General features: G+C 63.3%; 12 protein-coding genes. 4 read left to right on the top strand and 8 right to left on the bottom strand.

Annotated features, from left to right (window positions below; translation table 11 throughout):
* Positions 1-3: 3 nt before the first annotated feature.
* Positions 4-825 carry a gamma-glutamylcyclotransferase family protein gene (locus NKJ88_RS09655; protein WP_352443986.1) on the top strand — a complete coding sequence of 274 codons (822 nt, stop codon included), beginning with the start codon at positions 4-6 and terminating at the stop codon, positions 823-825.
* A gap of 140 nt (positions 826-965) precedes the next feature.
* Here the strand turns inward: NKJ88_RS09655 and NKJ88_RS09650 are convergent, their stop codons facing one another.
* Together NKJ88_RS09650 and pgi are read right to left on the bottom strand one after the other, a co-directional pair.
* A complete protein-coding gene (locus NKJ88_RS09650; RefSeq protein WP_352443985.1) occupies positions 966-1,697 on the bottom strand; it encodes an HAD family hydrolase in 732 nt (243 codons plus the stop codon).
* Positions 1,694-3,337 carry a glucose-6-phosphate isomerase gene (gene pgi, locus NKJ88_RS09645; RefSeq protein WP_502904743.1) on the bottom strand — a complete coding sequence of 548 codons (1,644 nt, stop codon included), beginning with the start codon at positions 3,335-3,337 and terminating at the stop codon, positions 1,694-1,696. The genes NKJ88_RS09650 and pgi overlap by 4 nt, the downstream gene beginning before the upstream one ends.
* Positions 3,338-3,764: 427 nt before the next feature.
* Between pgi and pdxR the strand changes: the two genes are divergently transcribed.
* Complete coding sequence (gene pdxR, locus NKJ88_RS09640) at positions 3,765-5,258, top strand: MocR-like pyridoxine biosynthesis transcription factor PdxR (RefSeq protein WP_352443984.1); 1,494 nt, start codon at positions 3,765-3,767, stop codon at positions 5,256-5,258.
* A gap of 207 nt (positions 5,259-5,465) precedes the next feature.
* The gene (locus tag NKJ88_RS09635; RefSeq protein ID WP_023745244.1) at positions 5,466-7,085 is read left to right on the top strand and encodes a trimethylamine methyltransferase family protein; all 1,620 of its coding nucleotides are present in this window, start codon (positions 5,466-5,468) and stop codon (positions 7,083-7,085) included.
* 17 nt (positions 7,086-7,102) lie between these two features.
* Here NKJ88_RS09635 and NKJ88_RS09630 read toward each other — a convergent pair whose 3' ends face one another.
* From NKJ88_RS09630 to NKJ88_RS09620, 3 genes are all read right to left on the bottom strand, one after another.
* Entirely contained in the window at positions 7,103-7,465 is a 363-nt protein-coding gene (locus NKJ88_RS09630; protein ID WP_081726128.1) for a hypothetical protein, read from the bottom strand.
* Positions 7,466-7,575: 110 nt separating this feature from the next.
* Positions 7,576-9,057 (bottom strand): flavin monoamine oxidase family protein, encoded by a 1,482-nt coding sequence (locus NKJ88_RS09625; RefSeq protein ID WP_352443983.1) that lies wholly within the window; start codon positions 9,055-9,057, stop codon positions 7,576-7,578.
* Positions 9,058-9,389: 332 nt separating this feature from the next.
* Positions 9,390-11,195 carry an IlvD/Edd family dehydratase gene (locus tag NKJ88_RS09620; protein ID WP_352443982.1) on the bottom strand — a complete coding sequence of 602 codons (1,806 nt, stop codon included), beginning with the start codon at positions 11,193-11,195 and terminating at the stop codon, positions 9,390-9,392.
* Positions 11,196-11,338: 143 nt separating this feature from the next.
* Here NKJ88_RS09620 and NKJ88_RS09615 point away from each other — a divergent pair, with 143 nt between their 5' ends.
* Positions 11,339-11,797 carry an SRPBCC family protein gene (locus NKJ88_RS09615; protein ID WP_023712599.1) on the top strand — a complete coding sequence of 153 codons (459 nt, stop codon included), beginning with the start codon at positions 11,339-11,341 and terminating at the stop codon, positions 11,795-11,797.
* A gap of 17 nt (positions 11,798-11,814) precedes the next feature.
* Here the strand turns inward: NKJ88_RS09615 and NKJ88_RS09610 are convergent, their stop codons facing one another.
* From NKJ88_RS09610 to NKJ88_RS09600, 3 genes are all read right to left on the bottom strand, one after another.
* The gene (locus NKJ88_RS09610; protein ID WP_023703517.1) at positions 11,815-13,005 is read right to left on the bottom strand and encodes an Mrp/NBP35 family ATP-binding protein; all 1,191 of its coding nucleotides are present in this window, start codon (positions 13,003-13,005) and stop codon (positions 11,815-11,817) included.
* Between the two features lie 78 nt (positions 13,006-13,083).
* The gene (locus NKJ88_RS09605; protein ID WP_023703518.1) at positions 13,084-14,088 is read right to left on the bottom strand and encodes an inorganic phosphate transporter; all 1,005 of its coding nucleotides are present in this window, start codon (positions 14,086-14,088) and stop codon (positions 13,084-13,086) included.
* 3 nt (positions 14,089-14,091) lie between these two features.
* Complete coding sequence (locus NKJ88_RS09600) at positions 14,092-14,733, bottom strand: DUF47 domain-containing protein (RefSeq protein ID WP_023673429.1); 642 nt, start codon at positions 14,731-14,733, stop codon at positions 14,092-14,094.
* Between the last annotated feature and the right edge of the window lie 45 nt (positions 14,734-14,778).

Genomic DNA, 14,778 nt, shown 5'->3' with positions numbered 1-14,778 from the left:
TCGTTGATCATTCTCGAGTTGCGCGGTGTGCCTTGGGAATGCCCGAACTGCGGCTCACCGCATCTTGAACCCGGACATGGCGAGAATACTGAGGCGCCCGGTGTACTCTGGGAACGACCGCAGTGCGTCGACTGCGGATGGGCCGGCAGGCCGGTTCCAATTCTCGATCTCGGCGACGGACAGCCCATCATCACACGCGAAGGCGAAAAAACCGACGGGTGCAGCATCATGACAGTACCGCTACGCACGATCCTAAAGCCGGGAAGTCCCTTGATCGAGCCGCTGAAGAACACGGAGACCGGTCCTCCGGAGCACGTTGTGTATTTTGCCTACGGGTCCAATATGTCGACCGCCCGGCTGCGCGATCGCATGCCGAGCTGCAATCCAATCGGCATTGCCACCTTGCCGGGTCATACGCTTCGATTTCATAAGCGTAGCGTTGACGAGTCCGGGAAGTGCAACGCATTTGCCACGGGCGACGAGAATAGCGTGATTGGAGTCCTGTTCAGCTTCGATCCTACCGAGCGCGCTAAGCTAGATAAGGCCGAAGGCGTCGGCAGCGGCTACGAGCACGCGACGGTCACGGTCATCAATGACAAAGGTCGCAGGCGAAAAGTTCTTACCTATCTCTCCACTCCCGACTACATCGACGATAGCCTCAAACCCTATAGCTGGTACAAGGATTTTGTCCTTGCAGGTGGCAGGGAACACGGCCTGCCGCCGGAGTATATTGCCGAATACATCCAGTCGGTTGAAGCGATCGAAGATATCAACAAGAGACGGAACAGGAAGCAGCGGGCTACGCTGGGAGGTCTTGGGCGGTGAGAGGGCATCGGTGCGAGTTGCACCCCTGACTGCTGACCCGATGTCAGCTATACCGCAACCTGCCCGTTCAGGCAGATGAGCCCAACGGCAACTTCCATTGGTAGGAAAGCCGAAGTTGATTGAATCCCCCCAAGCCCCCGTCAGACTGTCTCCTTGACCCGCGCCGAGAGAAAGTCTGGCAAATCGGCGACCGAATCCAAAACGACATCGGCGATCGCCGACAGCGATTCACGCGTGCCGGTGCCGGAGAGCACGCCGACCGCCAGGCCGCAGCCGCCAGCACGCGCCATCTCCAGGTCGTGGCGGTTGTCGCCGACCATGGCGATCTCGGACGCCTTCAACCCGGTCAGGTCGCAAAAGGCGACGATCGTGTCCGGCGCCGGTTTCGGATTGGCGACCGCGTCATAGCCATAGGCGGCGGTGAACAGCTGCGCGACGCCGAGCGTGACCATGGTCTTTTCGGCACCGGCAGTCGAATCGTTGGTGGCGACGCCGAGCCGGTAGGACCGCTTGTGCAGAGCCGTCAGCGCTGCGACGACGCCGGGCAAGGCAACCGCCATCGACGAGCCTTGCACCGAGGTGATCTCGTTGAAGCGGGCGACGGCCAGCATCTGGTCCTCGTCGGACAGACGCGGGAACCATAGTTCGACGACATCCATGTTGGTGCCCGAGGCGAAGATGGAATCGGGCTTGAAGCGCTTGGCGACAAAATCGAAGCCCGCCGCCGAAAGCAGCCTGTCGGCCTTCCAGCGATCGCCCTCGGCTGCGTCCATGGCCATGAAATCGGCAATGCTGAGCCAGGTCGCGTTGAAATCGACAAGCGTGCCGTCCTTGTCGAACAAGATGCCCTTGATGTCGGCCGGATTTTTCATTGCGCCCCCCGCAGTTGCTGGATGCGCGCCACCAGCCCGGCGGTCGATGCGTCGCGCTTGTCGGCGCTCTCCTTGCCTTCCACGACTGGCAACAGGCCGGTCGCCAGCTCCTTGCCGAGCTCGACGCCCCATTGGTCGAAGGAATTGATGTTGAACAGAGTGCCTTCGACGAAGACGCGGTGCTCGTAAAGCGCGATCAGCCGGCCGAAGGTGCGCGGGTCGAGCTTGCGGTAGAGGATCGTCACCGAGGGGCGGTTGCCGGAGAAGACACGGTGCGGGGCTATTCTGTCGACATCGGCCGGCTTCATGCCCTTTGCCAACATCTGCGCGCGCGCCTCGTCCAGCGTGCGGCCCTTCATCAACGCTTCCGACTGCGCCAGGCAATTGGCAAGCAGCAGATCGTGCTGGTGCTTGAGATCCGGCTCATGGCCGACGGCGGCAGCGAGGAATTCTACCGGTATGAAATCGGTACCCTGATGCAGCAGCTGGAAGAAGGCGTGCTGGCCATTGGTGCCGGGCTCGCCCCAGACCAGCGGCCCAGTCGGCGTCGTCACCGGCGTGCCGTCGAGGGTGACGCCCTTGCCGTTCGATTCCATGTCGAGCTGCTGCAGATAGGCCGGCAACCTCGACAGGCGCTGGTCATAAGGGATGACGGCACGCGCCGGATAGCCGCAGATCACGCGATGCCACCAGCCGACCAGCCCCAGCAACACCGGCAGGTTCTTCTGCAAGGGCGCGGTGCGGAAGTGCTCGTCCATCTCATGCGCGCCGTCGAGGAAGGCGCGGAAATTGCGCGGACCGATGGCGATCATCACCGGCAGACCGATGGCGCCCCACAGCGAATAGCGGCCGCCGACCCAGTCCCAGAAGCCGAACACGCGATCGGCTTCGATGCCGAACTTGGAAACCAGGTCGAGCGCGGTCGAGACGGCGGCGAAATGCTTGCCGACAGCTTCCTTGCCGAGCGCCTTCTGCACCCATTCGCGCGCCGTCTCGGCATTGGTCATCGTCTCGACCGTGGTGAAGGTCTTCGAGGCGATGATGAACAGAGTGGTTTCGGCCGACAGGCCCTTCAGCGTGTCGTGGATATGGGCGCCGTCGATGTTGGAGACGTAGTGCGCGCGCGGGCCGTCGTGATAGGGCGCCAGCGCCAGCGTCGCCATGGCCGGGCCGAGATCGGAGCCGCCAATGCCGATGTTGACAATGTCGGTGATTTTCTTGCCGGTGGCGCCGGCGGCCTTGCCGGAGCGAATGGCGTCGGCGAAAGCGCCCATGGCGTCGAGCACGGACAGCACATCCGCCTTGACGTCCTGGCCATCGACGGTGACGCCCTTGCCCGAGAGGTTGCGCAGCGCCGTGTGCAGCACGGCGCGGTCTTCGGTGATGTTGATTTTCTTGCCGGAAAACATTGCGGCGCGGCGACCTTCGAGATCGGCGGCGGCGGCGAGCTTCTCGAGCAGTTCCATCGTGCCCTGGTCGACCGCGCATTTCGACCAGTCGAGCAAAAGGTCGCCGTCGCTGGCCGAGAACGTCTCGAAGCGCTTGGGGTCGGCGGCAAAAGCCTCGCGCATCGTACCCGATGCCGCCGCGCGCGCAGCACGCAAGGCGACAAGCTGTTTGTCGAAGGAGGAATGATCCACTTTCGGCTCCTGATCGTTTTTCACGACATCTTATCAGACCGGATGTTTCCGGCGCGTGTCGTCGCGCTGATCTTATTGAGCCGAATTCCGCATGTTTCAATGCGTGGGGATGACGCAGTGCAGCATAGTGCGATGTGATGGAGCTATGACGCTGCGCGCCGCGCTGGATGATTTGATGGGAGTAGCGACGACGCTGCGCGTCGCGCTGGGGATAATGAGGCGCGACGACGCTTCGCATCGCGCGGGCGTCCGCGCTGCGGGATGACGCAAGCGTCACCCGGGGATGCGACGACGCTGCGCGTCGCGCATAGATCACTGGCATAAATCCCAGCGATCAGAAAAATTGATTGGCGCAACCCCTTGTGCCACGGTTACCTTCCGCTGGTCCAGCCAAGCAAAAAAGACTGGCCATCGAGGAACACCTTCCATGCCACAGCGTAACGACACGGCCATATGGTCCGGCCTGTTCCGGATTTCGGCGGAATCGGGCCAGACCCTGCAGGCGCAGATCCGTCAGGCGATCGTCGCCGCCATTCTCGACCGGCAGATCGCCGCTTCGATGCCGCTTCCGTCCTGCCGCATCCTGGCTGAAAAACTCGGCGTCGCGCGCGGCACTGTGGTGCTGGCGTTCCAGCAATTGGTCGACCAAGGTTTCCTGGTGGCGCGCGAACGGCGCGGCCATTTCGTCAATCCGGATGTGCTGGCCACCCCCGCCAAGCCGCACCAGAAGGCGCCCGACCAGCAGAACGAGATCGACTGGAAGGCACGCCGGCAGATCGCCGCCAGCGACATGCCGCCACCGGCCAAGCACGACAACTGGATCAAGTCCTCCTACCCCTTCGTCTACGGCCAGTTCGACCCGGCGCTGTTCCCGACAGCCGAATGGCGTGAGTGCAACCGCATGGCGCTGGCCGTGCTCGAAATCCGCAACTGGGCCTCCGACATGGTCGATCGTGACGATCCGCTCTTGATCGAGCAGATCCAGGCGCGGCTGTTGCCGCGGCGCGGCATCTTCGCCAATCCGGACGAGATCATCGTCACGCTGGGCGCCCAGAACGCGCTCTATATGATGGCGACACTGCTGATGACAAAGGGCTCCAAGGTCGCGATGGAAGACCCGGGATACCCCGACGCGCGCTCGATCTTCCGCTTGGCAGGCGCCGAAATCCAGCCGGTTCCGGTCGATCAGTCCGGCATCGTCACCTCGTCCATTCCCAACGATTCCGGCTTTGTCTTCGTCACCCCCAGCCACCACTGCCCGACCATGGTGCCGCTGTCGGCGGAGCGGCGGCAGGACCTTCTGGCGCGCGCCAACCGCCACAACCAGATCATCATCGAGGACGGCTATGACAGCCAGCTTCTCGACGAGGCGCCGCAGCAGGCGCTGAAGAGCCTCGATCGCTCGGGTCGCGTCGTCTATGTCGGCTCGATGTCGAAGACGCTGGCTCCGGGCCTGCGGCTTGGCTACATCGTCGCTTCGGCTGGACTAATCTCCGAGCTCAGGGCGCTGCGTCGCTTCATGCTCAGGCACCCGCCGGCCAACAACCAGCGCGCGGTCGCGCTGTTCCTGTCGCTCGGCCATCACGAAGCCCTGGTGCGGCGGCTGTCGTCGGCCTTCGACGAGCGGCGCAAGCGTCTGGTCCATGCGATTTCCGCATTCCTGCCGGAATGGCGCTCGACCGATTCGGCCGGCGGCACATCGCTCTGGCTGGAAGGCCCGCGCGGCACCGATTCACGTGGACTGGCCGAGGCCGCGGCGTCGCGCAGCGTCATCATCGAGCCGGGCGATCGCTTCTTCGATCGCACCGAAAAGCCGTCGCGTTTCATGCGCTTGGGCATTTCCTCGATCGCACTGCAGCACATCGAGCCCGGTATTCGCGAGCTCGCGACTGCGGCCGGACGCAGGCCCGCGGCAGCCTGATTTGCCTGTGCCGGAGCTTTGAACAGCCCCGGCCCTTGGCATGATCACCAACATTCTGCATTAGCTCTCTGGCATACTCGGCTGCGTTGATTGGCCCATAGGCTGGGCCAACGGCAACGGCATAGTCGGCTGACAGAGGGACGAAGCAGGCCGACGGTGGACCAATCACCGCGTCGTGTTTCGCAAGCTAAAGGTGGAGTGCCCCCCATGTCAGTGGCTGTTGAGCAGCAGGATGCGGCTCTTAAGGATGCGGCTCCTAAAGATACATCAGCCGACCAGCGTTCGCGACGATCCGGCGGGCGCGAAGCGCGCCGCGCCATGCGGGCAGCACCTTTGGCCGACGACATCAGGCCGGTACGTGCCGGGCTTGAAGGCGGCAGTTACGGCCCGCTCAACCGGAACGACCAGGAGCGCATCCATGAAGCGGTGCTGACGCTGCTGGAGACCGTCGGCTTCGCCAATGCCATTCCCTCCTGCGTCGAGGCGCTGACCGGGGTCGGCGCCGTTTACGGCGATGACGGCCGCGTCCGTTTCCCACGCGGGCTTGTGATGGACACGATCAGACGAGCCGCGCGAAATTTTACGCTGCACGGCCAGGACCCCAGGCATGACATGCTGATCCAGGGCAAGCGCGTGCATTACGGCACGGCGGGTGCGGCGGTGCATCTGGTCGATGTCGAAAAGCGCGAATACCGCGAGTCGCTGGTGCAGGACATTTATGATGCCGCTCGCCTCGTCGAAGGGCTCGACAACATCCATTTCTTCCAGCGGCCGATGGTGCCGCGCGACATTCCCGATCCGCTCGAAATGGACTTCAACACGCTCTACGCCTGCGTGATGGGCACGTCGAAGCATGTCGGCACCTCGTTCACGGTGCGCGAGAACGTGCAGCCGGCGCTGGAAATGCTTTATGCGATCGCCGGCGGCGAGGAGAACTTTCGCGCCCGGCCGTTCGTGTCAAACTCCAATTGCTTCGTCGTGCCGCCGATGAAGTTTGCCGAGGACGCCTGCGGCGTGCTCGAAGCCTGTGTCGACGGCGGCATCCCGATCCTGCTTCTATCGGCCGGCCAGGCCGGCGCCACCGCTCCCGCGGCGATTGCCGGCGCTGTGGTGCAAGCGGTGGCCGAAGTGCTGGTCGGCCTCATCTACGTCAACGCCATCAAGCCCGGGCATCCGGCGATCTTCGGCACCTGGCCGTTCGTCTCCGACCTGAGGACCGGCGCCATGTCGGGCGGCTCGGCCGAGCAGGCAGTACTGACTTCGGCCTGCGCGCAGATGGCGCAGTTCTACGACCTGCCGGGCGGCTCGGCCGCCGGCATGACGGATTCGAAACTGCCCGACATCCAGTCCGGCTATGAAAAGGGGATCACCGACGTGATGGCCGGTCTTGCCGGCCTCAATCTGGTCTATGAATCGGCGGGCATGCACGCCTCGCTGCTCGGCTTTTGCCTGGAGAGCCTGATCATAGACAATGACATGCTGGGCCACTGCCTGCGCTGCGTGCGGGGCATCGAAGTGACCGACGAAGCGCTGTCGATCGACACCATCACCGAAGTCTGCATGAATGGCCCAGGCCACTATCTCGGCAACGAGCAGACGCTGCGCCTGATGCAGACCGAGTATTTTTATCCGGCCGTCGGCGACCGCTTTTCGCCCAAGGAATGGAACGAGAAGGGCCGGCCCGACATCTTGCAGCGGGCGATCATCGAAAAGAAGCGCGTGCTTGCCGAGCGCTTCCCGCGCCATGTGCCGAAGCTGCTAGACGACAAATTGCGCGCCCGCTTCGGCGAGATGATCAAGCTGCCACGCAGCGGCATGGGCGGGTAAGCTTCACCTTACGAAGGTCAGTCCGCACTTAGCCCAAAGCGCTCGACGACTTCGGCGCTGATCAGCTTGCCATGCAGCGCCATCAGCACGATCTGGGCATCCAGGCTGTCGCCGGTTTCAAGCGCTGCCTCGATGCGGCGCTCAGCGTCCAGCCGCCGCTCCGGCCCATTGGCCTGCTCAAAGGTTTGTGGGCCTGCGATGCAATAACCAAACAGCTGCGCCACGGACCGATAAGCCTCTGGCGGGGGCTCGTCCGGCCAGTGATCCTTCATCAGATTGACGATGGTGAGCTTTACTCCCTCTGGCACCAGTGCCGGGTGAAGGTCGGCGCCGCGCAGCGCGTTGTCCAGTTCCCGCAAGTCACCCGAGCGGCCGAACATGCCGAGGAAACCGAGGGAAGAGCGCCGTTTAGTCACGTTGATACTTTCCGTCCGATAGCCGACCACTCATATGGGAATGTAGGATCGTTTTTCATCGCCTTTCCGGAGTCTCAGGCAAACCAGGCGTCGAGCCCGAATTCCCGCTGCAACAGGTCTTCCGCACTTTCCAGCGCGCCCTCGATCCAGCCGTGATTGTTGGACCACGCTTCGCCACAGACATGAATGCCCGGAGCGAGCGTATGGCTCGCCAGTTTTATACCGGAGATATCTATGCCACGGTCCCAGACATGCGACGCGCCGCCATAGGCCGGCGCACCCCAATCCTGCGCAAACCCGCCGATGGGTTTCGAGATGGCGCCGTGTTTGCCATGGACTTCGACCATCTGGCCGTGAAAGGCCTCCAGCGCGGAATGTCCCTCGGCCAAAACCGCAAAGCCGTGGCGCTGAGCGAGCTCAGGCAGCAGTGAGCGCCAGAATACCATGTGCTTGCCATCGCAATAGGCCATGGCGACGCTCCGACGAATCGTCGCGTCGCGAGCGTCCGCTTTTGTGAACTGCCATATCTGGCGAGCCGGCAGATCGGTCACGCTGTGGCCGGCCGCGATGCCGTTTCGAGCCCACCACGGGCTGGCATAGCAGGCGGCCAGCGTGAGCATCGGCCAGGGTTCCGGTGCCGGCAGATCGCTGGGCTGCTCGATGCCGGACTTTTCCAGCAGGGTCCGCAGGGGGCGGACCGGTAACGCCAGCACGACCTTGCGCGCCTCGACCGTCCCGCCCTGCCCCTCGACAGACAAGACCATCCCTTGCGCCGAGCGGGCGATGGCGGTCACGGTGTGATCGAGATGGACGGCGCCGCCGCTGACAGCGATCCGCCCGGCCATTCGCTCCGCAACCGGCTGGAACCCGCCATCGGGGGAACAATAGGAGCGGCCGCCGCTCAGCTCGCCGAGCGCAAGCCTGAACGTCTCGGCGGCGTTGGGTCCACGCAGGAGCAACGAATAGCCCACCGCGTCCTCGGCAAAAGCCATTTCCTCCGGGGTCAAGACCGTCGCCAGCACATCCCAAGTCGCCCAATCCGCCAGCTTGCGGCCGCCATAAACGAAGCCTGCGGCGCCGTTCCATTCGGCGCTGCCGAAGGCCTCCGAACCCGGCAGGATCAGTGCTGCCGCCTTTCGCAGCAGGCGGGACGGGCCTTTTTCCTGCAGCCGACGCGTCACGTCATAGGCAAACAGGCGGCGCGGCGCAAAGCGCGATATAGCGGCGTAGGGCAGGCTCCTACCGCGCAGATGGAGCCGGTTGGCGCCGGTGACGACGTCCATACCCGACAGCTTTACATCCAGCGTCGCCATGAGTTTTTTGAGTAGCCGATGTTGCGGCATCAGCATCATCGCGCCGAGATCGATGCCGAAGTTCGGCTCTCCGGGAAATGAGACCGTGGAGGCCCGACCGCCGACGCGACCGGCGGATTCGAAAACAGCGATCCTTGCGGGCTTTTCACTTTGGGACAAGCGCCACGCCAGGAAGAGACCGGCCATGCCCGCGCCGACAATAGCAATGTCGACCGGGGCAATGTCGATCGGGCTAGGCGGCAAGGATACGCCCGTGGCGGAAAACCATCATCATGGACGACTCTCTGGACCCCTCTTGATTTCGTGTCAAAAAACCCGAAACTGACGAGGACTGCAATGTCATACTGAAAGGTGGGATCAGTTGGCGTGCGAGCAGTGATCTAAAACGGGCAACGGGTCCTATGAAGAAACAGTATCACACACCAGTCATCCGCAAGGCAGGACGACTCTCCGGCATCACAGCCATCGCCGCTTCGTCCGGCCCGCCTCCACCCTGAGGCCGCCATCCAAACAAGCTTACGCCAAGGCTTTCATGCCGGCCCGATCAGGCCGGCATTTTCATATCAAGCGGGTGCTTAGTGATTGTCCCTCGGCACGCCGCTGGTGTGCGCGACGTCCTGGTATTTCACCGCCGGCTTCAGCACCATGCCCTCCGAGAACTGGTCGACCATGGAGCGCTGGATTTCCTGCCATGGCGTCTGGTGCTTGGGATAGTGGTAGCCGCCATCGTCCTGCAGTTCGGCACGGCGGCGCGTGATTTCCTCGTCGGTGACGAGGATGTTGGCAGTGCCTTTGCGTAAGTCGATGCGCACACGGTCGCCGGTCTTGAGCAGCGCCAGGCCGCCGCCAATGGCGGCTTCCGGGGAAGCGTTGAGGATAGAGGGCGAGCCCGATGTGCCCGACTGGCGGCCATCGCCGATGCAGGCCAGCGCGTGAATGCCCTTCTTGATGAGATAAGCGGGCGGCTGCATGTTGACCACCTCGGCGCCACCGGGATAGCCGATCGGGCCGGCGCCGCGCATGAACAGGATGGTGTGCTCGTCGATGCCTTGCGCCGGATCGTCGATGCGGGCGTGGTAGTCCTCCGGCCCGTCAAAGACCATGGCGTTGCCTTCGAAGGCTTCCGGGTCGTTCGGGTTGGAGAGATAGCGCTCGCGGAATTCCGGCGAGATGCCGCTCATCTTCATGATTGCGGAATCGAACAGATTGCCGCTGAGATTGATGAAGCCGGCATTGGCCTTCAGCGGCTCGGCGACGGTGCGGATGACGTCGGTGTTCTCGTTGGCGACACCCTTGCAATTGTCACCGATAGTCTTGCCATTGACGGTCATCGCTTCGGGATAAGGCAGCAGCTTGGCCTTCATCAGTTCGGCCACCACAGCCGGCACGCCGCCGGCATGGTGATAGTCCTCGCCGAGATATTCGCCCGATGGCTGCAGATTGACGATGAGCGGCACATGGAGGCCGACCGTCTGCCAGTCGTCATTGGTGAGTGGCACGCCGAGATGGCGGGCAATCGCGTTGAGGTGGATCGGCGCGTTGGTCGAGCCGCCTATCGCCGAATTGACGACAATGGCGTTCTCGAAGGCCTTGCGCGTCATGATGTCGGACGGCTTCAGATCCTCATGCACCATCTCGACGATGCGCTTGCCCGTCTCATAGGAGATCTGGCCGCGCTCGCGATAGGGCGCCGGGATGGCAGCCGAGCCCGGCAATTGCATGCCGAGCGCCTCGGCCAGCGAGTTCATCGTGGTGGCGGTGCCCATGGTGTTGCAATAGCCGGTCGACGGCGCCGATGAGGCGACGATGTCCATGAACTCGTCATAGTCGATCTCGCCGGCGGAGAGCCGCTGGCGCGATTCCCAGACGATGGTGCCGGATCCCGTGCGCTTGCCTTTGTGCCAGCCATTGAGCATCGGTCCGACCGAAAGTGCTATGGCCGGAATATTGACGGTGGCCGCCGCCATCAGCAGCGCCGGCGCGGTTTTGTCGCAGCCGATGGTCAGCACGACGCCGTCGAGCGGATAGCCGTAAAGCACTTCGACCAGGCCGAGATAGGCAAGGTTGCGGTCGAGTGCCGCGGTCGGGCGTTTGCCGGTCTCCTGGATCGGATGGCACGGGAATTCGAAGGGGATGCCGCCCATCGAGACGATGCCTTCGCGCACGCGCTTGGCGAGTTCGATATGGTGGCGGTTGCACGGCGACAGATCCGAGCCGGTCTGGGCGATGCCGATCAGCGGCTTGCCCGACATCAACTCGGCCCGCGTCAGGCCGTAGTTCAGGTAGCGCTCGAGGTAGAGCGCGGTCATGCCTGGATTGTCGGGATTGTCGAACCACTCCTGCGAGCGAAATTTCTTCTTTCCGGTGGGGGCGCCTGCCATCATGGTCTCCGTATTTGTAAGACAAATCGATATGGCAACGCGCGGAAGCAGGCAAGAGGGCGCACCGTCGCAACCGGACTTTGGTGCGATAGACACAGACCAGACCGTGCGTTAGGCCTTCGAAGTCTGTCCGGGAGGTGTCGATGGCTTTGGTGATCGAAGGCGAGGAACGCATTGCCGCCCCCCTGCAGAAAGTGTGGGACGCGCTGAACGATCCGAAGGTTTTGCAGGCGACCATTCCCGGCTGCCAGCACCTGGAGATGAAATCGCCGACCGAAATGGCGGCGACGGTGGTGTTGAAGATCGGACCGATCAAGGCGACATTCAACGGCGAGGTGACATTGAAGAACCTGAAGCCGCCGCACTCCTACACCATCCAGGGCGAGGGCAAGGGCGGTATTGCCGGCTTCGCCAAGGGTGGCGCCGACGTGACGCTGACGGCGGACGGGCCGGATGCGACGGTCCTCAAATACTTTGCCAAAGCCGAAGTCGGCGGCAAGATCGCCCAACTCGGCAGCCGGCTCATCGAATCGACTTCGAAGAAGCTGGCCTTGCAGTTCTTTTCAAGCTTTGGCGAGAAGGTGGGTTCCCCTCCCCCTTGAGGGGAGGGATATCCGAGCTACTCGAACACGATGTTCGGCACCGCCGCTTCGGCCGCGCCGCGTTCTTCGTTGACCCGGTCCCAGACCTTCGAAGCAATGCCGCGATAGATCTTCGCCTCGGCGCTGTCTGGCTTCGACGCCACCACCGGAGCACCTTCATCAGAACTTTCGCGAATGCCCATTTCCAACGGCACTTCGCCGAGGAAAGTCACGCCGAGGCGCTCGGCCTCGCGCCGCGCCCCGCCATGGCCAAAGATGTCGTAGCGCTTGCCGGTATCGGGGGCGATGAAATAGCTCATGTTCTCGACGATGCCGAGCAGCGGCACGTCGACCTTCTTGAACATATTCAATCCTTTGCGGGCGTCGATCAGCGCCAGGTCCTGCGGCGTCGAGACGATGACGGCGCCGGCCAGCGGCACCTGCTGGGCCATGGTCAGCTGGGCGTCGCCGGTGCCGGGCGGCATGTCGACGACGAGCACGTCGAGGCGGCCCCATTCGACCTCGCGCAGCATCTGCGTCAGCGCCGACATCACCATCGGACCGCGCCAGATCATCGGCGTCTCCTCGTCGACGAGGAAGCCCATCGACATCACCTTAAGGCCGTAATTCTCCATCGGTTTCAGGATCTTGCCGTCGACGGTCTGCGGCCGGCCATGGATGTTGAGCAGCCTGGGCATGGACGGGCCATAAATATCGGCATCGAGCACGCCGACACGCAAACCGTTGGCGGCGAGGCCAAGCGCGATGTTGACAGCGGTGGTCGACTTGCCGACGCCCCCCTTGCCGGACGCCACCGCGATGATCGCCTCGATTCCGGGCACGCCGCGCTTGCCCGAGCTTTGCGAGGCCGAGGCGTGCGGGGCTGGAGTGTGTGGAGCTGGGCGCGGCCCGCCTGGCGCAGCCGGCGGTGCGGGCCTGGGCGCGGGACGCGACGCAACCGGAGCCTCCATGCCGCCGCCCTTCTTCTCCGCCGTCAGCGCGACGACGGCGCCGGCGACACCAGGGATCGCCTTGACGACACGCTCGGCTGCAGCGCGCAGCGGCTCCATCTCCTGTGCGCGGGCGGCGGGAACGGTGATCGAGAAAAACACTTTCGAATCGGCGATGAAAATCTCCGAAACCATGCCGAGGTCGACGATGTTGCCGGTGAAGTCCGGCCCGTTGACCGTCTTCAGACGCTCGGTGACGATTTCCTTGGTGACGGACATGCATTATTCCCTAAGGCGTTTGGCTGCGGCTCAGATAGTGCAGATTGGCAGCGACTCCAAGCACCACCGGTGTCCGCCTCACCCTGCCAGGCCAACCGCTAGGTAGGTGAGCGCCGAAATTGCAGCCGTCGCCGGCAAGGTGACGATCCAGGCGATGACGATGTTGCCGGCAATGCCCCAGCGCACGGCCGAGACGCGGCGGGCGGCGCCGACACCGATGATGGCCCCGGTGATGGTATGGGTGGTCGACACGGGGACGCCGAGCCAGGTGGCGGCAAACAGGGTGATGGCGCCGCCGGTCTCGGCGCAGAAGCCCTGCATCGGATTCAGCCGGGTGATCTTCGAGCCCATCGTGTGAACGATGCGCCAGCCGCCGAACAAAGTGCCGAGCGCCAGTGCTGTCTGACAGGTGAGGACGACCCACAGCGGCACGTAGAACGTCCCGCCGAGCATACCTTGCGAATAGAGCAGCACGGCGATGATGCCCATGGTTTTCTGGGCGTCGTTGCCGCCGTGCCCTAGCGAATAAAGCGAGGCCGAAAAGAACTGCATGACGCGGAAGGTGCTGTCGACGGCGAACGGTGTCTGGCGCACGAACAGCCAGGAAACGGCCAGGATCAGGACCAGCGCCAGAACAAACCCTGTCGCCGGCGACACGACGATTGCGGCGACCGTCTTGCCAAGCCCGGTCCAGACGATGGCGCCGGGCCCAGCCTTTGCAACGCCGGCGCCGACGAGCCCGCCGATCAGGGCATGCGAACTGCTGGACGGGATGCCGGCAATCCAGGTGACGATGTTCCAGACGATGGCGCCAACGAGCGCCGAGAAGATCACCGCCGGCGTGACGATGCTGACGTCGACGATACCTTTTCCCACGGTTTCAGCCACGTGAAGGCCGAAGAACATGAAGGCGATGAAATTGAAGAAAGCCGCCCACAGGACCGCATATTGCGGTCTCAGCACGCGGGTGGAGACGATGGTGGCGATGGAGTTCGCTGCATCGTGCAGGCCGTTGAGAAAATCGAAAAACAGCGCGACGGCGACAAGGCCGATCAGCACGGGAAAGGCGATGGTGGCTTCCATTGCCTAAACGTTCTCGATGACGATGCCGCTGATCTCGTTGGCGACGTCCTCAAAGCGGTCGACCACCTTCTCCAGCTGGCCGTAGATCTCCGAGCCGATCAGGTAGGCCATCGGATCGCTGCGGCCATGCCGCTTGAACAGGTCCTTCAATCCCTGCTCATGCAGATCGTCGGCGCGGCTTTCGACGCGCATGACCTCTTCGGCGATGGCGTTGAGGCGTACCGTGTGCGTGCCGACCTTGCTGAGCAGCGGGATCGCTTCGGCAACCAGCCTGGAGGCGGCAACGATGACGCCGCCCATCTCCTGCATCAGCGGGTCGAATTCCTTCTTTTCGAACAGCTTCACCGTCTTGACGGTCTTGTGCATCATGTCGATGGCGTCATCCATTGACTGGATCAGGTCCTTGATGTCGCCGCGATCGAAAGGCGTGATGAAGGAACGCCGCACCGCCAGCAGCACTTCGGCCGTGATATGATCGGCCTCGTCCTCGAGATCGATGATCTTCTGGCACCAACGATCGATGTCCTTGCCCTGCAGGAGCTGCTCCAGCGCCTCGGCGCCGCCGACCACGGTGCGGGAATGCCGTTCAAAGAGGTCGAAGAAGCGATCTTCGCGCGGCAAAAGCTTGCGGAACCAGCCCAGCATGTCCGATCTCCTCGTATTCCATCCAACCACATAGCGCCGTGTTCG

Source organism: Mesorhizobium sp. M0016, assembly GCF_040324035.1.
GTDB lineage: Bacteria > Pseudomonadota > Alphaproteobacteria > Rhizobiales > Rhizobiaceae > Mesorhizobium.
This window is presented reverse-complemented; position numbering and strand designations above follow the sequence as displayed.